The organism is Pseudomonas sp. RA_15y_Pfl1_P11, assembly GCF_963970975.1.
Lineage (GTDB): Bacteria > Pseudomonadota > Gammaproteobacteria > Pseudomonadales > Pseudomonadaceae > Aquipseudomonas > Aquipseudomonas tritici.
Genome location: NZ_CAXAOY010000020.1, coordinates 18,585 through 38,128 on the forward strand (window position 1 = coordinate 18,585; position 19,544 = coordinate 38,128).

Here is a 19,544-nt window from a genome sequence, read left to right on the forward strand (position 1 = left end):
GATGTCGCTCCTTTAGTTACTGCCGCCGCTGGTTCGTGTGTAGTTGTAGCCAACCCCAATGGACTTGGTGAAGGGGATCAGTTGGTTCAGGTAGGTATCCACCCCTTGGATGCGCTCGCCCACGTTGGATTTGGGCACGAACACCACATCGCCGCGTTGCAGGCGAACAGGCTTGCGCCCGTTGGGGCCGGTCTTGAGCAGTTGGCTGAAGTCCAGGAAGTAGGCGCGATAGGCACCCTGTGCGTCTTCACGCAGCAGGGCGACCATGCTGGCATTGCCCGCCGGGCTGACCCCGCCGGCACCGATGATTGCCTGCTCAAGGGTGTTGGCCGTGGCAATCTGCACTGCCGTCGGGTTGTTCACCGCGCCGCCGACGATGATCGAGCTGGCCGGTGCCTGGTTGATGTTTACGGTCACGCGCGGTTCGCGGTAGATCGGCGCGAGCTTGGTGGTCAGCTCCGTGGCCAATTCCGAAGGCTGGCGCCCGGCCACTTGGATCGGCCCCAGGAACGGGTAGTTGATCTTGCCGTCGGTCTGCACTGTGTACAGCGTCAGCTCATAGATGGTGCTGACGTTGAACGCTGACAGCGTCGGCATCTCACCGGCATCGCGCACGATGCGCAGCTGGTCGCCGATGCGGATACGTTCCATCGCCGGCGGTAGCTGTGCAAGCTGCTCGAGGGCGCGCTTGCCTTCTTCGACGGTCTTGCCGTCCGGCGGCACAATGCGCGCAGGCGTGTTACAGCCTGCCGCAGTCAGCAGGGCGAGCACGAGCAGGGTTCGTTTCATCAAGGGGGACTTCCTGTAGGTCATGATGCTCACCTCCAATAACCGGGAAACATGCTGATGCGCCGCTTTAGGGAGAGGGGGAGACGGCGCTCCAGATGGCCCAGCCGGTAGCCGAGCAATTTGAACGCGCTGCGTACCAGCACTTCGGGAATGCGGTGCAAGGCTCGGGCCTTGCGCAAGGCCCTGAGTTCAGCCAGCACATAGCGCTTGCCTTCGCCACCCGCATCGCCAAAGGCCTGCTTGATCCACGGCTCGCGGCCGTAGAACACGCCAATGTCGAAGTAGCGGTGAAACTCATCCATGAGTCTGTAATCGTGGGAGTGGTGCACCAGCGCCGTGGCGGCGTAGCGCACCTTGTAGCCTTCGAGCAGCATGCGTGCGGCCACGAAGGCGTCTTCGCTGCCGATCACGTCTGCCGGGAAACCGCCCACCGCCTCCAGCACGCTGCGCCGGTACACGGAAAACGAGTCGGAGCTGAAGCAGGTCTTGATCCCTAATTCCGCTGCATCGGCCAGGCTTTTGCTGCGGCTCTGTTCCGGATAGTTGAAGTGCCGCGATTGCGCGCCCAACACACCGGCATCGGGGTGAGGCAGCTGGCGCCCGTAGGCCACGCCATTGAGCGGGTCCTGCTGCAATTCGGCGAGCAGGTTGGCGAAGGTCTCGGGGGTGGCGGGGATCGCGTCCTGGGTCATCACGATCAGCGCCTCACCGCCCACCTGTTCGCTGGCCCAGCGCCGCGTACCGCCATGGTTGAAATCACGCGCGTCGATCACCTCAACCCGTGCACCGAACGCGCGAAAGCGCGCCACGGTGTCGTCGCTGGACGCGCTGTCCACCACCAGCAACTCGTCAGGTTGCAGGGTTTGCATCTCCAGCGCCGGCAGCAGGCGTGCCAAGTGGCTGGAGGCGTTACGGGTCGGGATGATCAGAGACGTACGCATGTCATTTTTTCACTTCAGCCGGGGCGCGCCCGTAGATGTCGTCGAAGCGCACGATGTCGTCTTCGCCCAGGTACTCGCCGCTCTGCACCTCGATCATCACCAGGTCGATAATGCCGGGGTTGGTCAGCCGGTGTTTATTCCCGGCGGGGATGTAGGTGGACTCGTTGGCGTTGATCAGGAATTCGCGCTCGCCGTTGGTGATCTGCGCTGCGCCGCTGACCACCACCCAGTGTTCGCTGCGGTGGTGGTGCATCTGCAGTGACAGCGACGCCTGCGGCTTGACCACGATGCGTTTGATCTTGAAGCGGCTGCTTTCCTCCAGCACGGTGTAGGTACCCCACGGCCGGGTGACGGTGCGGTGCAGGCTGTACGCCGGATGGTTCTGGCGCTTGAGTTCGGCGACGATGTAGCGCACATCCTGGCTACGGTGGGCGTCGGCGATCAGCAGCGCGTCGGGCGTGTCGACGATAATCAGGTCGCGCACGCCTACCGCGCCGAGTACGCGCTTGGGCGAGTCGATGTAGCAGTTGTGCACGTCATGCAAAATCGCTTCGCCATTGACCTGGTTGCCATGCGCGTCGCTGGGGGTGAGCTGGCGCAGGGCTTCCCACGAGCCGATATCGCTCCAGCCGATGTCGCAGGGCACCACGGCGACTTGCTTGGACTTTTCCATCAAGGCCACGTCGATGGAAATATCTGGCGCGCTGCCGAAGGCCTCCGAGTCCAGCTCACACTGGCGCGAGGTTTTGTTTTGCAGGCTCTGGCTATGGTCCAGCGCGGTGCGGGCGGCTTCCAGCACGTCGGGCGCATGGGTGGCGAGTTCGTCCACCAGGGTGCTGGCCTTGAAGCAGAACATGCCGGCGTTCCACAGGTGCTTGCCGCCGTCGAGATAGCCCTGGGCGGTGACCAGGTCGGGTTTTTCGACGAAGCGTTTGACCCGGTTGCCCGTGCTCAGCGGCTCACCCTGTTCAATGTAGCCAAAGCCGGTTTCCGGGTGATCCGGCTGGATACCAAACGTCACCAGGTAACCGGCTTCGGCCAGGTCGCGGGCCTGGGTCACGGCCTCGGCAAACGCCACTTCATTGAGGATCAAATGGTCGGCGGGCATGACCAACAACTGCGCGTCGCCGCCAAAATGTTCCTGTACGTGCAACGCCGCCACCGCAATTGCCGCTGCCGTATTACGCCCGAACGGCTCCAGAAGCAGGTCCAGGGGCAGGTGAGCCTTGTTGACCAGGCGGTAGTCATCCAGGGTGCGGAACAGCAGGTCGCGGTTGGTCACCGTCAACACGCTTTCCACGCCGGGCAGTTTGGCCGCCCGCTGAAAGGTTTTCTGCAGCAGGCTTATGCCATCGCGCATGCGCATGAACGGCTTGGGCATGTTCTGCCGGGACACCGGCCACAGCCGGGTGCCCGAACCACCGGAAATGATGCAGGGAATCAATCCGTTGAGGGTGTTCATCAATAGACTTCCTTGGTGGAAAGGACGGCCGGGATCGTCATGAAGACGATGTACAGGTCAAACCACACCGACCACTTGGAGATGTACTCCAGGTCGTACTCGACGCGTTTCTGGATCTTGAACAGGGTGTCGGTCTCCCCCCGGTAACCGTTGATCTGCGCCCAGCCGGTGATACCGGGCTTGACTCGGTGACGCGAGCTGTATTCGCTGACCGCCACTTCGAAGGGCACGCCCGCCGCCTTGGTCGCCGTGGCGTGCGGGCGCGGGCCGACCATGGACATGTTTCCCAGCAGCACATTGAACAGTTGCGGCAGCTCGTCAATGCTGGTCTTGCGGATGATGCGGCCCACGCGCGTGATGCGCGGGTCTGTGCGCGTCGTTTGGCGCTCGGCGGTGAAGTCGCTCTGGTCGGTGTACATCGAGCGGAACTTGAACACGCGGATTTCGTTGTCGTTGTAGCCATAGCGGTTCTGGCGAAACAGCACTGGGCCCTTGGAGTCGAGCTTGATCGCAATCGCTGTCGCCACCATCAGCGGTGACAGGCACACCAACGCCAGGCTGGCCAGCAGGAAATCCTCACAGCGCTTGATCACTGGCGACCAGCCGCGCAATGGCAACTGCGAGGTGTTGAACATTAGGATGCCGCCCACATCGGTGATTTTGCTGTGGCCGTAGCGCAGGGCCGCCATGTCCGGCACCAGCATGACGTTCACCGACAGCTGCCGCAGGCGGTTGACCAAGCCGTGGATGCGCTGCTCGGCGGCCCAGGGCAGGCAGATCATCACTTGGTTGACCTGCTCGGCACGGATCAGTTTTTCGAGGTCGCGGGTATTGCCCAGCAGGGGCAGCTTGCTCAGCTCCTTGGGAATGCGCTCGGTGCGGTCGTCGATAAAACCGACCAGGCCGGAACGGATATCGCCGTGGCGCTGCAGGTGATCGGCGACGTGCACAGCGGTGTCGGTAAAGCCCAGGATCACCGTGCGTTGCAGGTATTTGCCAGCCCGCATCAGCCTGCGATAAAGGCGCAACATCACCAGGCGCTCCAGGCAGAACAACGTCAGGCTGGCGACGTACCACGTCGCCAGGTTACGCGGGGTTAATTGCGGGAACATGTGCAGGATCTGGTACATGAACAACAGAATGCAAAACGCCGCCGACCAGGCTTTGATCTTGGTTTTCAAGCGCAGCCGGTTGCTGAACAATTCTTCGGAATATATGCCCAGGGCCTGAAAGAGAATAATGGTCAGGACCGCGAAAAACACCAACATGCCCACGAAATGAGCGCGCAGTTCAGGGTCAATCGGGTCGAGGAAAAGCACCAGGACCAGTGGAGGCAAAATGGCCGACAGGCCGTGGATCAATTTGACGAAGACAACAAAGAATTCAACAAAACCAGCACGCGTTAAAAACAAGCTGTCGACTGACGACTTCTCTCGCATAAACCATCCCTCATTGCACGCCAAGCGGCACTGTTCGACTGTTCGCTCAATAAAGCAGCGGGCCGCTTTAGCGTTCAGCTCGAACTGACTGCACTGGGTAATACGCAACTTTCCAATTCAAATGCACCCTCCAAACACAGCGATTCATTTGAATTGATTTTGCGGGGTAGTGACTAAAGGCGTTTTCCCTTTATTTGCTTAGTCAATAAGTTGACTGTTGTGCGAGGCCCCCATACTAGAGAGTTCTATCATTATTTTTAGTGGCATTTTATTGACATTCCTTGTCTGGGCACTGGGTGATTGGGTATGTTTTTGAGTGTAGGAACAAATAAGGAATTTTTCCTGCTTTAAGGAAAAAGCTTTTTTGCAGTGCGCTGGGAAAGAGGGACAAAAGAGAGGTGGCAGGGCGCACTAAGTGCCCTGCCCATCGGGTTTGCGCCCGCTCAGAAGTTACCTTTCAAACTAATCAAAAAAATGACGCGGTTCACCCTGGAAATTGCCGCAGAAGCTACGCCTACGTTCCATTTCGACAGTGCGGTGTCCAGCGGGTATTCACACCACGAGCGTGCGGCCATTCGCGATTACCAGAAACAATGTATCCATCACAATTTTTTGTTCGCACACGGTACGCCGATTAGTCTGCAGGCTTTTCCGGTGGATGGCTTGAGCATGATTGACCTTGCAACCCTGGCGGTTTTTTCGGGTGCTGTGCTGTTGCTGCTGTTATCGCCTGGGCCGAACATGGCCTTTGTGATCAGCCACGGCGTGACTCATGGCTGGCGCGGGGGAGTGGCATCAGCCTTGGGTATCAGCGTGGCCGACCTGTTGCTGACCGCATTGACCGCCACGGGGGTGACGGCGTTGGTCGCCAGTTGGCCGCCATCCTTCGATTTGATCCGCTATGCGGGAGTGGTCTACCTGCTGTGGCTGGTGGTCAAGACGTTGCAGAAAAATCCAGGGCTGGGCGCGGCCCAGGTCAATCGCGTGCCCCTTGGACGAGTGTTTCTGCAGGCCATGTTCAACAGCCTGCTCAACCCCAAGGCATTGCTGTTTTTCGTGGTGTTTTTGCCGCAGTTTATACGGCCGCAGGGGGGGCAATTGCCGTGCAGTTGATGGTGCTCGGGGGCGTGCTGACGTTAATCGCTGGGGTGTTTCATGCGGTGCTGGGCATTTTTGGTGGTGCGCTGAGCCGATTCTTCGCCAGGCGCTCAAAAGGCGCCTGGCTACAGAAATGGGGTTTGGCGACGGTGCTGATGGTGCTGGCCGTGCGCCTGGCGCTGATGTCTCGCCCAAGCTGATTCAACGCACGATGTCAGCCCAGGCGTGCAGCTGCGCGTGCGACGATCTCGCCGCGAACTCTGCGCGATTCGGCCGTGCGCTTGTTGGCTTCCTCCAACACGTGCTTGGGCGCAGTGTCCGGTCGGCCTGCGTCGAACGGTGGCGCTGGCGCATATTCAATCTGCAACTGCACCAGTTGCGCCGCCGCGTCGCTGTACAACTCGGCCGCCAGGGTCAGGGCGAAGTCGATGCCGGCGGTGATGCCGCCACCGGTGAACAGGTTGCCATCACGCACCACGCGCTCTTGCACCGGGGTCGCGCCGAGCGGGGCGAGCAGGTCGTGGTAAGCCCAGTGAGTCGTTGCCCTGCGCCCGCGCAGCAAACCCGCCGCGCCCAGTACCAGCGAGCCGGTGCACACCGAGGTCACATAGCGTGCGGTTTGCGCCTGGGCCTTGAGGAAGTCCAGGGTGAGCGGGTCTTCCATCAACGCGCCGACGCCGGAGCCGCCCGGTACGCAGACCACATCCAGGCGCGGGCAGTCGGCATAAGTCATGGTCGGGGTGAACACCAGGCCGGTGCTCGAGGTGACCGGTTGCAGGTCTTTCCACACCAGGTGCAACTTCACGTCCGGCAGCGAACCGAGTGCGTCATAGGGGCCGGTCAGATCCAGTTGTTGGATACCGGGGAACAACACAAAGCCGATCTGCAAGGTCATGAATAGCGCTCCGTCAAAAGGGTGGACGGCTTCACTCTAGAGGCCTAGGCTTTGGCGAATACGCCATTGAGCCCACGAATCACGCCAATCATGCCCAGAATCGTCCATGTCCTCGCTTTTGATAATGCCCAGGTGCTTGATGTGACCGGGCCGTTGCAGGTATTTGCCTCTACCAATGACCTGGCGCGCCAGCGTGGCGAACCCTTGCCTTACGCCGTCTCGGTGATCGCCGCGCAAACGCCGCCGGTGATGACCTCCGCTGGCCTGGCATTGGTGGCCGAGCCGCTGCCTACCGTCGATGCACCGTGCGACACACTGGTGATCGCAGGCGGTTGGGGCGTGTACGGCGCTGCCGAAGACCCGGCCCTGGTGGGTTGGGTGCGTGAGAAAGCCAAGCACACCCGACGCATGACTTCGGTGTGTACCGGTGCGTTCCTGCTGGCCGCCAGCGGCATGCTCGACGGCTGCCGCGTGGCTACCCACTGGACGCGTTGCGAAGAGTTGGCGCGCCAGTTCCCCTCGTTGACGGTGGAATCCAACCCGATCTTTATCCAGCAGGGCGCCGTCTGGACCTCTGCCGGCGTCACCGCTGGCATTGACCTGTGCCTGGCGTTGGTGGAACAAGACCTGGGCCGCGCCGTGGCCCTGGAAGTGGCGCGGCACCTGGTGGTATTCCTTAAGCGCCCCGGTGGCCAGTCGCAATTCAGCGTAACCCTCTCCCTGCAAAAAGAGGGCAGCCGTTTCGCGGACCTCCACGCCTGGATGGCCGAAAACCTTACCCTGGATTTGAACATCCCGACACTGGCCGCCCAGGCCGGCATGAGTGAACGCAGCTTTGTACGCCACTATCGCGCCGAGACGGGTCAGACCCCGGCGCGTGCCGTCGAATTGATCCGCGTCGAAACCGCGCGCCGGCAACTGGCCGACAGCACGGCGTCGATCAAACGCATTGCCGTGCAGTGCGGGTTTGGCTGCGAGGAAACCCTGCGCCGCAGCTTTCTTCGTGCCTTGTCGGTAACGCCCCAGGCTTATCGTGAACGCTTCGCGCCGGTGACTTAGGCGAGCAATTCCAGCAGCGCATCAAGCGTGGCGTGCGGCGCTTCCTGAGGGATGTTGTGGCCCACGCCGGGCAACACCTGGCGCCGGTAAAACCCACTGAAATGCGCCACGTCATCATCCTCTTCGGGGGGCGGGCCCACCCCGTCATCGGCACCGCACAACGAAATGCTCGGCACCGAAATCGCCGGCTGCAACATCAGGGCCTGCTCGATGGCTTCGAGTGCGGGGTCGCCAGGCGCATACATGAAACGGTGGCGATAGGAATGGATCACCACCTCGACAAAGTCCGGGTTATCAAACGACGGCGCCGTCTGCTCATACAGCCCCGGTCCTTCGGTCCAGGACGGCGACCACAGTGACCACAGCAGTTCGCAGAGTTCGCGGCGGTTGGCGGTCAAGCCGTCGACACCGCGCTGGGTATGAAAGTAGTACTGGTACCACAAGCGATGTTCCGTCTCGGGTGCCTGTGGCGCCAGCGACTTGGCGATGTCCTGGATGTTGTAGCCGTCACCGGTCACCAATCCACTGACGCGCTCGGGCCACAGCGCCGCGACGATACACGCGGCACGTCCACCCCAGTCGTAGCCGGCGAGGGTCGCCTGTGGGATGCCCAGCGCATCCATGAAGTCCAGCAGGTCCTTGGCCAATGCCGCCTGCTGTCCGGAGCGCATGACGTGTTCGTTGATAAAACGCGTCGGACCGTAACCGCGCAGGTACGGCACCAGCACTCGCAAGCCATGCCCGGCCAGTACCGGCGCTATCGCGTCATAGGCGCGAGGGTCGTAGGGGAAACCGTGCAGCAGGATTACAGGTTTTCCGTCAGCGGGGCCGTGGGCTTCATACGCCACATCGAGCATGGAAGTACGGATGTAAAGCAGCGGGGCATTGGTGGTCATGGTGAGCGTTCATCGGCTGGCCAGAGGTGCTGGAACTCTAGCCGAAAGCCGTGAACGGAAGGGGTGGAATTTAAGGTAATGGGCTGACGTGTGTGGCCCGAGGTCAGCGCCGCTCGGCGACCTCAGGGTTGCCAGGTGGTTTTTTCCCCGCTGAGTTTACGGTCCAGGAACGTCGCTGCGCTGATCAACGCCAAGTGGCTCAAGGCCTGCGGCGTATTGCCCAAGTGGCGGGCCTGGCTGTCGAACTCTTCTGCGTACAGCCCCAGCGGGTTGGCGTAGCGCAGCAGTTGTTCGAATTCCAGGTGGGCCTTTTCCACTTGCCCGGCGCGGGCCAGGCATTCGACGTACCAGAACGAGCAGGCCGCAAATGCGCCTTCGGTGCCTTGCAGGCCGTCGATCTGGCTGTCGTCGTTGCGATAGCGGTAGACCATGCCGTCGCGCACCAGGCTTTTCTGGATGGCTTCCAGCGTTGAGAGCCAGCGTGGATCGGTCGCCGCGACGAAGCGCACCAACGGCATCAGTAGCATCGAACCGTCGAGCGCGGTGCTGCCGATATGCTGCACAAAATGTCCGCGTTCCTCGTTCCAGAAGTTGCTCCAGATGTCGGCATAGATCGCTTGGCGGGTCTGGTCCCAACGTGCAAAAGGCGCCGGCAGCGAACGCTTGGACGCCAGGCGGATGGCGCGGTCCAGCGCGACCCAGCACATCAGTCGCGAGTGCAGGAAGTGATGCTGCTCGCCGCGCATTTCCCAGATGCCTACGTCTTTGGTGTTCCAGATCTCGCAGACCTGATCGGTGACTTCTACCGTATGTTTCCAGCCCTCATGAGAGATGGCTTCGCCGTACTTGTTGACCAGGTACACCGCGTCCATCAGTTCGCCGTAGATGTCGAGCTGAATCTGGTCGAACGCCTCGTTGCCAATGCGCACCGGCTTGGCGCCGCCGTGGCCGCTGAAGTGGTCCAGTTGGGCTTCCGGCAGCTCCTGGCGACCATCGATGCCGTAGAGAATATTGATTTTGGTCGGCTGGCCGCAGCAGTCACTGACGCGTCCTTTGAGCCAGCTCATGTAAGCGTTGGCTTCTTCGACAAACCCCAGGCGCATAAAGGCGTAGACGGTGAACGAGGCGTCGCGGATCCAGGTGTAGCGGTAGTCCCAGTTACGTTCGCCACCCGGCGTTTCCGGCAGGCCGAAGGTGGCAGCGGCGATGATTGCGCCGTGTTTGCGCGAGGTCAAAAGCTTGAGCGCGAGGGCCGAGCGGTTGACCATTTCGCGCCAGCGGCCACGGTAGTTCGACTGCGCGATCCAGCCGCGCCAGAACTTCAAGGTGTGGGCCAGCGCCAGGTCGGTGCAGCCGCCGTCGACGCGTTCATCCTCCTGGCCGCCCAAGACGAACTCGGCACCTTCTTCCTGGTCCAGGGTAAAACTGGCCACGGCTTCGCCGTCCTTGATCTGCAACGGCTGGCTGCTGGCCAGGCGCAGGCCAGGTTGGCCGTCGGCGCTGAAGCACACCTTGCCGTTGTCGAGGCTGGCGTGGGTAGGCGTACGCGCGTAGTCGTGGCGCACCGCGCAACGCAGATGAAGGGTGGCCTTGCCACTGACCACGCGCACTCGGCGGATCAGCAGCGGCAGGTCTTCGATTTCTTCGCTGATGACCAGCAGATCAGTGATCTCCACCACGGCTTCGTCGCTGAGCCAGCGGGTTTGCAGCACGTTGGTGTCGGGCAGGTAAATTTGTTCGCGCCGCGCGTTGGGCAGGTCCGGCGCGAGTTGGAAAATGCCGGCGTCGGGGGTGTCCAGCAGCGAGCAGAAGATCGACGGGCTGTCGAATTCCGGCCAGCAAAAGAAGTCGATGCTGCCTTTATCGTTTACCAGGGCCGCACTGCGCATATCGCCGATGATGCCGTGGGCATCGATGGCGCTTTGTTGCTCGTTCTGATCAACCATTTCCACGAAACTCCGGATAAAGGCTCATGCCGCCATCGATAAAGAGCGTGCTGCCCACGACGTAGTCGGAAGCATCACTGGCCAGCCACACCACGGCGCTGGCTACATCTTCTACATCGCCGACGCGGCCATAGGGAATCAGCTTCAGCAGTTCCTTCTCTGCGGCGCCTTCAGTGGTCGCACGGTTGATCGCCGTACGAATCGCGCCGGGCGCAATGCCATTGATGCGGATGCGCTGTTCGCTGACCTCCTGGGCGAGTGTGCGCATCAGCATTTCCACGCCACCTTTGGACGCCGCGTAATTCACATGCCCGGCCCAGGGGATCAACTGGTGCACCGAGCTCATGTGGATGATTTTGCCTGCCGCCCGCGACACACCCTCGCGCACGCCCTGGCGATTGAAGATCCGCACAGCCGCCCGCGCACACAGAAACTGGCCGGTGAGGTTGACGCCGATCACTGCATTCCAGTCGTCGAGGCTCATGTCGACCAGGTTGGCGTCCTTTTGCATGCCGGAATTGGCTACCAGGATGTCCAGGTGGCCGAAGGCATCCAGCGTCTGGGCAAACAGCCGCTCCACGTCCGCTTCTTTAGACACGTCGGCGCCGATCGCAATCGCCCGGCCGCCGCTGGCATTGATCTGCGCGGCGAGGGATTCGGCGGGCGCCGCCTGGGTGTTGTAATTCAGCACCACGGCCGCTCCGGCCTGTGCCAGAGCCTTGGCCGCGCCGGCACCGATGCCCGAACTGGCGCCTGTCACCAGTGCCACTTGTTGTTCCAACGAAATACGCATTGCTCACCCAGCCCTAAATTCGTGAGTTCAAGTAGCTGACTGATAGCGCGCAAGGGAAGTTCACCCGTGTGAAATGAGCGACTACAACCATGGTGAAAAATGGAATAACAGAACTATAAAAAATAACCATAAGATACTAAAAAACCGTTCAAAAGCGTTTGACAGGATTTTTCGCCCCGTGTTTTATAGGCACACCTCAACCCGCTCCGTTGGTAGTTCGGAAGTCATCGCGGGGCCAGCGATAAGAGATATCTATGTGCCGCTTGGCCGATACAGGGGAACTGCCCGTTCAGGAAACAGCCGCGGCCTTAGTGGGTGTGCCTAAGTTAGTTATCTTTGATTGCGACGGTGTGCTTGTCCAAAGCGAAGAAATAACCCTGTCGGTGTTGATTGCGCGGCTAAATGCATTAGTGCCGGACGACGCGATGCTGGATGTCACACGTTTTATCGAGCACTTCCGTGGGCGCAAGATCGTTGAATGTTTACGCGAAGCGGAACAGCTTTTAAATATTCGTCTAAACAGTCAGTTTGAACAGCACTTTCGCAAGCAGGCATTGGACGCACTGACAAAAAGTTTAAAAGCCACTGAAGGCGTGATTGAAGTACTGCAAGCGCTGACGGTTCCCTTTTGCGTGGCGTCCAGTGCGCCACGTGACAAGATAGAACACTGTCTGCGCCTCACCGGGCTGTTCTCTTATTTCGAAGGGCGAATATTCAGCTGTTATGAGTTGGGCCGTTGGAAACCTGACCCCTTGGTGTTTCTGACAGCGTGCGACACTTACGGTATTGACGTGAGTGATGCATTGGTTGTTGAAGACAGTGTTACCGGTATTCAGGCTGCTGTTGCCGCCCATCTACGTGTCCTGGGTTTTGGCCCTGCGCATCGGCATCCGCAGTTAGTGGCTGCTGGTGCACTGCCGATTGCCGATATACGTGAAATGTTGGCCGTTTTTAATTGATCTTATTACTCAGGGAGGAGGCGTCGTGAATACACGTGGTTACGTAGAACGGCTTAAACGCAACGATCACACTTCAGAAGTGTGGTGGGATTCATCGCCTGCCGTGTACCTGCCTTATAAACTGCACCTGCTGGAAAAGTACCCGGCGGCGACGCCTTATATAGATGCGTTGATGCCGGATGATATCTCCCAGCCCAGGGGCGTGTGCAGCGTGACCACCAACCCGCGGTTGGTGACGGCCGTTATCCTCGAAAAGCGCGAGTATTGGTCATCGCGTTTCAATCTCGCGAGCCTGTCTCCCAGGGAGTTGCGCAAGCAGTTGTACAACGAAGTCATCCTCGAAGGCGCCGCGACGCTCACGCCGCTGTGGGTTCAGTCGGCGCAGGTCGAGGGCTGGATTTCCGCCCAGGTAGACCCGGTGGATGTGCGATGCACCGAGCGCATGACCGCCAGGGGCCTGGAACTGCATTGCCTCGCACCGAACGTGATGGTCAAGGTGCCTGGCAGCCTGGAGGGGCTGGCGACTGTCGAACAGCTGGTAGCCCTGGGCGCGTCGGTGAATATCACCTTCTGCTTCACGGTGGCGCAGTTCCAGGCCGGTATCCAAGCCATCGAGCGCGGCATGGCGACTGCACACAGCAACGGGCTCGACACCCGTCGCTGCAAGTACGTCATCACCTTCATGATCGGGCGTTTCGCCTGCCAGCCCGAATTCACCTTGCAGGCGGCGGAGCGTGGCCTGGTCTTGAGTGCCGAGGAGCTGCGCTGGGCCGAATTGATGATCTACGAGCAGGTGCAGGCGCTGGTCGCGGCCTCGACCGTGCCGGTCAAAACCTTGCTCTCCAGCATAAAAGTCGACGTGGACGAGCGTGGCAACAAACACTGCTGGCACTTGGAAAAAACCGGACAGACGGCGACGTGCTACACGCTGACGCCGGAGGTGGTGGAGTTTCTGATCGAGCGCGAGAGCCACGGCAAGCCGGTAATGCCTGCGGTGGGCCCTCAGAAGCCGCCTGCGTCGACCTTCGCCAAGCTGATCCGCATCCCGTATTTCTACGAAGCCTATTTCATCGACAGCATCGAGCCGTACGACTTTGGCAACCACGAGGCGTTTATCAACGCCTGCAATGAAGCCAACAGCGCGCACCGACGCCTGGCGGACTACTGCGTACGGTTGTGCCCGGTGACCAAACTTTTCAAACGCGCGCTCAACGCGCTGCTGGCCGCCGAATTCGGGGTGATCGCATGAACCGGATGATCGGATTGTGGGCCCACCCACGTTCGCGCTCCACCGTATTGGAGCGCGTGTTTATCGAGCGAGGGGATTTCGAGGTCTTTCACGAGCCCTTTGCGCATATGGCGTTTTCAGAGGAATCGGCGATCCCTTCGGATGAGTGGGATCACAGTTTCCCCACCACTTACCAAGGCATAAAAGAACACTTAGTCACTGCGCGCGAACGCACTAACGTTTTTCATAAAGATATGTGTTACCACTGTTTGGATGATTTGAAAGTTGATGTCGGCTTTCTGGCGCAACAGGACAATATCTTTCTTATTCGCGAACCTGCCAGCAGCATTATTTCTCATCATCGGGTCCACCCCGATATGCCGTTGCAGGCCATCGGGCATAAAGCGCTCTACGACATATTCTGCGTGGTCACTAAACTCACCGGCAACGTGCCTTACGTGATCAATGCAGATGATTTGGCCGCCGAACCGGAGCGGGTGATTCGCCAGTTATGTGATCACTTGGGTATTGAGTTCTTGCCGCACGCCATGACGTGGAAGCGAGCGTGTCCACAACAATGGAACACCTGGCGGCGTTGGCATGTGGCGGCGGAAAACAGCGAGCGTATTGTTCCGCCGCACGAGCAGCACATTGACATCGAGGCGTTCGACCGACATTCGAAGTTAAAGGAAATGTATGAGTACCACCGGACGTTTTACGCGCGCATGAATGAATTTTGCCGATAAGGATTGTTGTATGAAGAAGTTAATTGTCACCGGGGCGGCCAACGGAATTGGTCGGGCGACTGTTGAAATGGCCATTCAGCAGGGTTATTTCGTTATCGGTGCCGACAAGGACGCCGACGGCCTGAAAGTGCTGCAGGATCTCTATGATGCTGATGTGTTTGAAGCGCACAGTGCCGACTTTTCCGATAAGGCAGTTATCAAGGGTTTTATTCCCGCCTTGTATGAGCGTCACGCGACCTTCTTTGGACTCGTCAATAATGCGGGTATTTACCACGGCAAAAGTGTCTACGCCTATTCCGATGAACAAATAGACGAGATCCTCAACGTCAACCTCAAGGCGCTGGTCTATCTCTCCAAAGACTTCGCCGAACGGGAAATGAAGCACGAGGCCCCGCGCAGTATCGTCAATATCGCCTCGGTGGCGGGTGAAGTCGGCAGCTGCGACGCCCTCTACGGTGCCACCAAGGCGGCGGTGATCGGCCTAACCAAGGCCAACGCCTGGAATTTCGCACCGTTTGTGCGGGTGAACGCGGTGTCCCCGGCGCTGATCCACGAAACCGCCATCTACGACACCATCCCCGAATACCGGCGTGCTGAGTACGCGCGCCAGGAAGTCCTCAAGGACCCCATCCTGCCGAGCGGCGTTGCCGAGGTCATCATGCTGCTGGTCGGCGATGCGATGCGCCACATCACCGGCAGGGTCATTCCGGTCGATAACGGAGCCTACCCACGATGAGCCAGTCGATGCCCAGGAAAAAACTGCTGGTGGTCGGCGCCGGCAACCTGTGCCTGCAGATCCTCAAGATTCTCGGCCCCAAAAACGCTTTCGACTTTGTAGTATTGGGCCGCAATGAAGAGGCGACGATTCGGCTGTGTAACCTGGTAGCACTGTCGTGTGCGCAATTGGGGCAATTCATTGCCATCAAACCGGTGGTCGCCGACCTGACAAATATCGCGAAAGTCGCGCAACTGCTGCGTGAAGAAGCGCCGGATATGCTGGTGAACTGCGCGTCGCTGCAGTCCTGGCGGGTTATTACCGGGTTACCCAAGCTTTCGTTCGAGAAGCTTGACCAAGCCCAGTTCGGTCCCTGGCTGCCCATGCACCTGACGCTGATGCATTGCCTGATGCGAGCGGTAAAAGCCTCGGGCATCACCACTAAAACCATCAATGCGGCGTTCCCCGATGCGGTCAATCCGATTCTGGCGCGCATTGGCCTGGCGCCGGATATCGGCGTGGGCAATGTGGCCAACCTGGTTCCTGCCGTGCGTTTTTCCATCGCCCGCTTGCTCGAATGCGCGCCCGCTGATGTGCAAGTGCAGCTGTATGCCCAGCATTACTTCAGCCACTACGTGCCGCGTGGTGGCTTGCCCCCGCGTGCCAGTTACCGGCTGTTGTATGAGGTGCGCGACCGGCCGGAACTGGCTGGTCCGGCCGCCGAGGCGATTTTCTCTACGGTGAAATCCGAACTCCGCCGCCTGGGCGGGGTGGATGGCCAGTTCCTCACGGCATGTTCCGCCGTCACGGTCATCGAAGGGCTGTTTTCACCCACGCCAGTGTTGGTGCATGCGCCAGGCCCGCTCGGGCTTCCGGGCGGTTACCCGGTGTTGCTGCACGAGGGGCGGATCGAGGTGCAGTTCTCCGAGGCTTGCCCAAAGGACGAAGCGGTGCGCATCAATACCATTTGCCAGGGCCAGGATGGCATTGACGAAATCCATTGTGATGGATCAGTCAGCTACAACCCGCAATGCATGGCCGTCATGCAATCGATGCTGGGGTATTCCAAGAACACCATGTCTATCGAGCAGTCCGCCGAGTTCGCCCTCGAGTTGGCGAGCAAGTACCTGTCCTTCAAGAACTCAACCTGGTAGGTGTGTGATGAATCAGATTTCCGAGCGCAAGCACAACGAAGTGGCCAGTTATTCCACGCAGTACTCGGCGGATTTCGTCGAGCGTTGGGATGAGTTGATCGACTGGGAAAAACGCAAGGCAGGGGAGGGCGGGTTCTTTGAAAACCTGCTGCACAAGCACGGCGTGCGCTCGGTCATCGACGTATCGACGGGCAGTGGTTTTCATGCGGTGCAGCTCAAGCAGGCGCGCTTTGATGTGGTCGCCACGGATGGCAGCAGCACGATGTTGACCAAGGCGCGGGCGAACTTTCGCAAACACGGGCTGGACATCGAGTCCTATTACCGCGACTGGCACTCACTGGACCCGCAGGAGCTGGGCCAATTCGACGCCGTGGTGTGCCTGGGCAGTTCGCTGTGCCATGTGTTCGCCGCTCATGACCGATTGAGCGTGTTGGCGAAGTTCAGGGCATTGCTCAAGCCGGGTGGCTTGTTGATTGTGGATCAGCGTAATTTCCTGGCCATTCGCGCGGGTAACTTCAAAGCCAGCGGGAATTATTATTATTGCGGTACACACGCATCCGTGAGCTTGGGGCAGGTCGATGAGCACCTGTGTGAGTTCATCTACAACTTTGATAACGAAGAACGGTACACGCTGAAGGTTTACCCGTTGTTGCCGGGTGAGTTGGCCACTGAAATGCTCGCTTCCGGGTTTCGAGCCCATGAGAGCTACGGTGATTTCAAGTCTGTCTACGACATGATGAATTGTGATTTCGTCATCCACACCGCGCGCGCTGAATGAGAGGTCGATGATGAGCACACTTGTTCAGAGCAATACCCGCCCCTTGGACAGCGTCGTATTGGCGGTCGTCCTCACTGGCTTCGTGGCCAGCACCTACGGGTTTGGCGTGTACCTGTTCGCCAACCTCGTGGTAGACATGCGCCGCGACATCGGCTTCGACTACACCACAGTGGGCTTGATCACCGGCGGCGCGCAGATCGGATTCCTGTTGTTCTCGTCAGTGACCAGCTATATCAGCCGGTTTTTCGAGGGCTGGAAAATCAGCCTGGTGTCTACGGTGATGACCTCCCTGGCGCTGCTGGGCCTGAGTATCAGTGACAGTATCTGGCTGTCGGGCGCTCTTTTGATCCTGCTCGGTGGCTGTTCCGCCTCGGTGTACATACCGTTGGTGGAAATCGTCACCAAGGGTTTCAGCCCGGGTAATCGCTCCCGGGTCATGGGGCTGATTTCCAGTGGCACCAGCTACGGCGTGTTTATCAATGGCTTGCTGGTGTCGTTCCTGACATTGAATGGCGGCTGGCGCTCGATCTGGCTTACCGCTGGCCTGATATCGGGTGTGCTGTGCGTGGTGGCGTGGTTTCTGTTGCGCACCCTGGCCACGAGCCGCGACACCGAATTTTCCGAGGAGCGCGCCGCTGCATTTGACAGTCAACGACCCTGGCTCAGCCGTTCGTTGTACCTGACGTGGGCCATCGCCTTTCTCAATGGCATGGCGCTGCTGCCGTTCCAGACGTACCTCGCGCCGTTCCTGCGTGATGAGTTGGGTGTGTCGGTACAAGACGCCGGGTTTATCTGGACCACCATCGGTGCCGTGGGCATGGCGTCGGGTTTTCTGGTGGGGTGGATTGCCGACAAGGTCGGTGTGCGGGCGTCGCTGGCGATGTGTTTTCTCAGTGCCGGGCTGGCCGCCACCCTGGTGTTCAGTTTCAACAGCCTCCCGCTGTTCTACCTGGCGGCGTTTCTCTTTGCACTGGCGTTTTACCCCATCTTTGGGCTGGTCCCCAGTTACATCGGGCAAATCGTGCCGGTCAACCGGTTGATCCAGGCCTTTGGCATCGCCAACGTTCTGATCGGCTTGGGTGGGGTGTGCGGCAACTTCCTGGGCGGCTTTTCCAAGGACCTGACCGGGTCGTTCTCGACGGTCTACTGGGGTGTTGCGCTGTTGTTGTTCGTGCAATGCGTGATGGTGTTCATGTTGGGTAAACAGCCTGTTTCGGTCGAGGAGGGCGAGCAGTCATGAGTTATTTTCCAGACAGTCAAAACCAGAATCTGCATGCGTTCGCATTCAGCCACCGGCGCGCCGAACACAGGCGGACGAACCACAAGCCCGCCGTCATCTGGATGACCGGTATCTCTGCTTCCGGTAAGTCGACCATCGCTGATGCGCTGGACATTGCCCTGCAGGAACAAGGGCGGATCACGGCCATTATTGATGGCGACTCGGTACGTGGTGGGCTGTGCCGGGACTTGGGTTTTACCGACAGCGACCGCGATGAGAATATCCGCCGGGTCGCCGAGGTCGCGCGGCTGATGCTCGACGCGGGGCTGATGGTGATTGTCGCGCTGATTTCACCCTCATCGGCCAGCCGGCACTACGCGCGCTCTATTATCGGCAATGAATACTTCGTGGAAGTGCATGTGGACGCGCCGCTGGAAACTGCCGAACAGCGTGATCCTAAAGGCCTGTATAAAAAGGCTCGCGCGGGGTTGATCAAGAACTTCACCGGTATTGACTCCAATTATGACGTGCCGGTGTTTCCGGAAGTGCACGTGAACACCCAGGCGCTTTCCGTGGCGCAGTCTGTGGCGGCTATCCTTGATTGGGTGGCGCATAACGACGAGCGCACCTAGCCGTCTGTCTTTGCGTCAGGTTTGCGCCGGGATCGCAATGTCTGCCCTTCAAAAAAACAAGGTAATCTGCGCCATCGCAAGGAGAATGCGTTTTTTCAGGAGCAGGCATGACACATTTTACGGGCACTGCAAAATCGATCCGTCTGATTGGTGGGGCTCGGGTATTGGACTTTATCAATACCACCAATGGTCGTCGTCCCGGCACCGCACTCAAGGTCCTGGAAGAGCGACTCACCAGCTTTCAGTTCTTCTTTGAATGGGCATTCCATGCGTCGTTGATCTCGGCCCAGGAGTTTGCTGACTACAAGCCGATGGTGCTTGAGTCATCGATCGCCTACCAACCGGACCTGGATGCCGTTATTGCATTCAGGGAGTGCCTGTACGAGGTGTTCTATCCGTTGTCGTTGCGCGGCGCTGCACCCGATGAGGCGTTGCAGCAGATTAACCAAACGTTCCAGCACGGCGTCGCACGGCGCGTGCTGCGTTCTGTCGACGGTAAGCCTGCCTGGGAGTGGAAGCCCTGCAGTACGGCACAGGAACTGACGGCCACGGTGCTGGGGCGCCTGGCGATAGACGCCACGCAATTGCTGGTATCGGGTGATTTGCAGACGTTGCGCAGTTGCACCTCGACTGACTGCGATTGGGTGTTTCTGGACGTCTCCAAGAACAAACAGCGCAAATGGTGTCAGATGAGCGTGTGCGGCAGCCGCGAGAAACTCAGCCGACTCAAGCAGGTTGGCGGCGCGCAATAGTTTCGAGGTCATATGGCGGGTAGCAATTGCGCCACTTAATAGG

General features: G+C 59.5%; 18 protein-coding genes and 1 pseudogene. 11 read left to right on the plus strand and 8 right to left on the minus strand.

The window, feature by feature from the left end; all coding sequences use genetic code 11:
- Window positions 1-12: 12 nt before the first annotated feature.
- The 4 genes from AACY44_RS22410 to AACY44_RS22425 are packed head-to-tail and all read right to left on the minus strand — an operon-like array spanning window position 13 to window position 4,631.
- Complete coding sequence (locus AACY44_RS22410) at window positions 13-789, minus strand: polysaccharide biosynthesis/export family protein (RefSeq protein ID WP_339421116.1); 777 nt, start codon at window positions 787-789, stop codon at window positions 13-15.
- A gap of 29 nt (window positions 790-818) precedes the next feature.
- Window positions 819-1,730 carry a glycosyltransferase family 2 protein gene (locus AACY44_RS22415; RefSeq protein WP_339428136.1) on the minus strand — a complete coding sequence of 304 codons (912 nt, stop codon included), beginning with the start codon at window positions 1,728-1,730 and terminating at the stop codon, window positions 819-821.
- Between the two features lies 1 nt (window position 1,731).
- Window positions 1,732-3,192, minus strand: coding sequence for a mannose-1-phosphate guanylyltransferase/mannose-6-phosphate isomerase (locus tag AACY44_RS22420; RefSeq protein ID WP_339428137.1), 1,461 nt, complete (start codon window positions 3,190-3,192; stop codon window positions 1,732-1,734).
- Entirely contained in the window at window positions 3,192-4,631 is a 1,440-nt protein-coding gene (locus tag AACY44_RS22425) for an undecaprenyl-phosphate glucose phosphotransferase (protein WP_339421110.1), read from the minus strand. Before AACY44_RS22425 ends, AACY44_RS22420 begins: the two co-directional genes overlap by 1 nt.
- A 669-nt stretch (window positions 4,632-5,300) precedes the next feature.
- On the opposite strand from AACY44_RS22425, the pseudogene AACY44_RS22430 reads away from it, so the two are divergent.
- A pseudogene (locus AACY44_RS22430) lies at window positions 5,301-5,929 on the plus strand (LysE family translocator).
- A gap of 14 nt (window positions 5,930-5,943) precedes the next feature.
- Here the strand turns inward: AACY44_RS22430 and inhA are convergent.
- The gene (gene inhA / locus AACY44_RS22435; protein WP_339531086.1) at window positions 5,944-6,624 is read right to left on the minus strand and encodes an isonitrile hydratase; all 681 of its coding nucleotides are present in this window, start codon (window positions 6,622-6,624) and stop codon (window positions 5,944-5,946) included.
- A 90-nt stretch (window positions 6,625-6,714) separates the two neighbouring features.
- Here inhA and AACY44_RS22440 point away from each other — a divergent pair, with 90 nt between their 5' ends.
- A complete protein-coding gene (locus AACY44_RS22440; protein ID WP_339421106.1) occupies window positions 6,715-7,683 on the plus strand; it encodes a GlxA family transcriptional regulator in 969 nt (322 codons plus the stop codon).
- Here AACY44_RS22440 and AACY44_RS22445 read toward each other — a convergent pair.
- The 3 genes from AACY44_RS22445 to AACY44_RS22455 form a co-directional block, all read right to left on the minus strand.
- Window positions 7,680-8,579, minus strand: a complete 900-nt coding sequence (locus AACY44_RS22445; protein WP_339421104.1) for an alpha/beta fold hydrolase — start codon at window positions 8,577-8,579, stop codon at window positions 7,680-7,682. The genes AACY44_RS22440 and AACY44_RS22445 overlap by 4 nt on opposite strands.
- A gap of 122 nt (window positions 8,580-8,701) precedes the next feature.
- Window positions 8,702-10,525, minus strand: a complete 1,824-nt coding sequence (locus AACY44_RS22450) for a glycoside hydrolase family 15 protein (RefSeq protein WP_339421103.1) — start codon at window positions 10,523-10,525, stop codon at window positions 8,702-8,704.
- Entirely contained in the window at window positions 10,518-11,318 is an 801-nt protein-coding gene (locus AACY44_RS22455) for a glucose 1-dehydrogenase (RefSeq protein WP_339421102.1), read from the minus strand. The genes AACY44_RS22450 and AACY44_RS22455 overlap by 8 nt, the downstream gene beginning before the upstream one ends.
- 254 nt (window positions 11,319-11,572) lie before the next feature.
- Here AACY44_RS22455 and AACY44_RS22460 point away from each other — a divergent pair, with 254 nt between their 5' ends.
- The 9 genes from AACY44_RS22460 (at window position 11,573) to AACY44_RS22500 (ending at window position 19,501) form a co-directional block, all read left to right on the plus strand.
- Complete coding sequence (locus AACY44_RS22460) at window positions 11,573-12,277, plus strand: HAD family hydrolase (protein ID WP_339439450.1); 705 nt, start codon at window positions 11,573-11,575, stop codon at window positions 12,275-12,277.
- A 25-nt stretch (window positions 12,278-12,302) separates the two neighbouring features.
- Window positions 12,303-13,526 carry a transaldolase family protein gene (locus tag AACY44_RS22465; RefSeq protein WP_339421099.1) on the plus strand — a complete coding sequence of 408 codons (1,224 nt, stop codon included), beginning with the start codon at window positions 12,303-12,305 and terminating at the stop codon, window positions 13,524-13,526.
- Entirely contained in the window at window positions 13,523-14,251 is a 729-nt protein-coding gene (locus tag AACY44_RS22470) for a sulfotransferase-like domain-containing protein (protein ID WP_339421097.1), read from the plus strand. The genes AACY44_RS22465 and AACY44_RS22470 overlap by 4 nt, the downstream gene beginning before the upstream one ends.
- A gap of 10 nt (window positions 14,252-14,261) precedes the next feature.
- Window positions 14,262-14,987: an SDR family NAD(P)-dependent oxidoreductase gene (locus AACY44_RS22475; RefSeq protein ID WP_339421095.1), complete on the plus strand. Its 726-nt coding sequence runs from the start codon at window positions 14,262-14,264 to the stop codon at window positions 14,985-14,987.
- Window positions 14,984-16,120, plus strand: coding sequence for a hypothetical protein (locus AACY44_RS22480; RefSeq protein WP_339428141.1), 1,137 nt, complete (start codon window positions 14,984-14,986; stop codon window positions 16,118-16,120). The genes AACY44_RS22475 and AACY44_RS22480 overlap by 4 nt, the downstream gene beginning before the upstream one ends.
- A 7-nt stretch (window positions 16,121-16,127) precedes the next feature.
- On the plus strand, window positions 16,128-16,898 hold the full coding sequence (locus AACY44_RS22485; protein ID WP_339421092.1) for a class I SAM-dependent methyltransferase: 771 nt from the start codon (window positions 16,128-16,130) through the stop codon (window positions 16,896-16,898).
- Between the two features lie 10 nt (window positions 16,899-16,908).
- On the plus strand, window positions 16,909-18,138 hold the full coding sequence (locus AACY44_RS22490; RefSeq protein WP_339428142.1) for an MFS transporter: 1,230 nt from the start codon (window positions 16,909-16,911) through the stop codon (window positions 18,136-18,138).
- Window positions 18,135-18,749: an adenylyl-sulfate kinase gene (gene cysC / locus AACY44_RS22495; protein WP_339421089.1), complete on the plus strand. Its 615-nt coding sequence runs from the start codon at window positions 18,135-18,137 to the stop codon at window positions 18,747-18,749. The genes AACY44_RS22490 and cysC overlap by 4 nt, the downstream gene beginning before the upstream one ends.
- Before the next feature lie 107 nt (window positions 18,750-18,856).
- The gene (locus AACY44_RS22500) at window positions 18,857-19,501 is read left to right on the plus strand and encodes a CGNR zinc finger domain-containing protein (RefSeq protein WP_339421087.1); all 645 of its coding nucleotides are present in this window, start codon (window positions 18,857-18,859) and stop codon (window positions 19,499-19,501) included.
- Window positions 19,502-19,544: the final 43 nt, after the last annotated feature.

Bases quoted from the DNA above. Each gene is read 5' to 3' on its own strand.
- AACY44_RS22420 (WP_339428137.1), bottom strand. From the start codon at position 3,192: ATGAACACCCTCAACGGATTGATTCCCTGCATCATTTCCGGTGGTTCG.
- AACY44_RS22470 (WP_339421097.1), top strand. From the start codon at position 13,523: ATGAACCGGATGATCGGATTGTGGGCCCACCCACGTTCGCGCTCCACC.
- AACY44_RS22460 (WP_339439450.1), top strand. From the start codon at position 11,573: ATGTGCCGCTTGGCCGATACAGGGGAACTGCCCGTTCAGGAAACAGCC.
- AACY44_RS22410 (WP_339421116.1), bottom strand. From the start codon at position 789: ATGAAACGAACCCTGCTCGTGCTCGCCCTGCTGACTGCGGCAGGCTGT.
- AACY44_RS22440 (WP_339421106.1), top strand. From the start codon at position 6,715: ATGCCCAGAATCGTCCATGTCCTCGCTTTTGATAATGCCCAGGTGCTT.
- AACY44_RS22485 (WP_339421092.1), top strand. From the start codon at position 16,128: ATGAATCAGATTTCCGAGCGCAAGCACAACGAAGTGGCCAGTTATTCC.
- AACY44_RS22500 (WP_339421087.1), top strand. From the start codon at position 18,857: ATGACACATTTTACGGGCACTGCAAAATCGATCCGTCTGATTGGTGGG.
- AACY44_RS22490 (WP_339428142.1), top strand. From the start codon at position 16,909: ATGAGCACACTTGTTCAGAGCAATACCCGCCCCTTGGACAGCGTCGTA.
- AACY44_RS22415 (WP_339428136.1), bottom strand. From the start codon at position 1,730: ATGCGTACGTCTCTGATCATCCCGACCCGTAACGCCTCCAGCCACTTG.
- AACY44_RS22450 (WP_339421103.1), bottom strand. From the start codon at position 10,525: ATGGTTGATCAGAACGAGCAACAAAGCGCCATCGATGCCCACGGCATC.
- cysC (WP_339421089.1), top strand. From the start codon at position 18,135: ATGAGTTATTTTCCAGACAGTCAAAACCAGAATCTGCATGCGTTCGCA.
- AACY44_RS22480 (WP_339428141.1), top strand. From the start codon at position 14,984: ATGAGCCAGTCGATGCCCAGGAAAAAACTGCTGGTGGTCGGCGCCGGC.
- inhA (WP_339531086.1), bottom strand. From the start codon at position 6,624: ATGACCTTGCAGATCGGCTTTGTGTTGTTCCCCGGTATCCAACAACTG.
- AACY44_RS22425 (WP_339421110.1), bottom strand. From the start codon at position 4,631: ATGCGAGAGAAGTCGTCAGTCGACAGCTTGTTTTTAACGCGTGCTGGT.
- AACY44_RS22445 (WP_339421104.1), bottom strand. From the start codon at position 8,579: ATGACCACCAATGCCCCGCTGCTTTACATCCGTACTTCCATGCTCGAT.
- AACY44_RS22475 (WP_339421095.1), top strand. From the start codon at position 14,262: ATGAAGAAGTTAATTGTCACCGGGGCGGCCAACGGAATTGGTCGGGCG.
- AACY44_RS22455 (WP_339421102.1), bottom strand. From the start codon at position 11,318: ATGCGTATTTCGTTGGAACAACAAGTGGCACTGGTGACAGGCGCCAGT.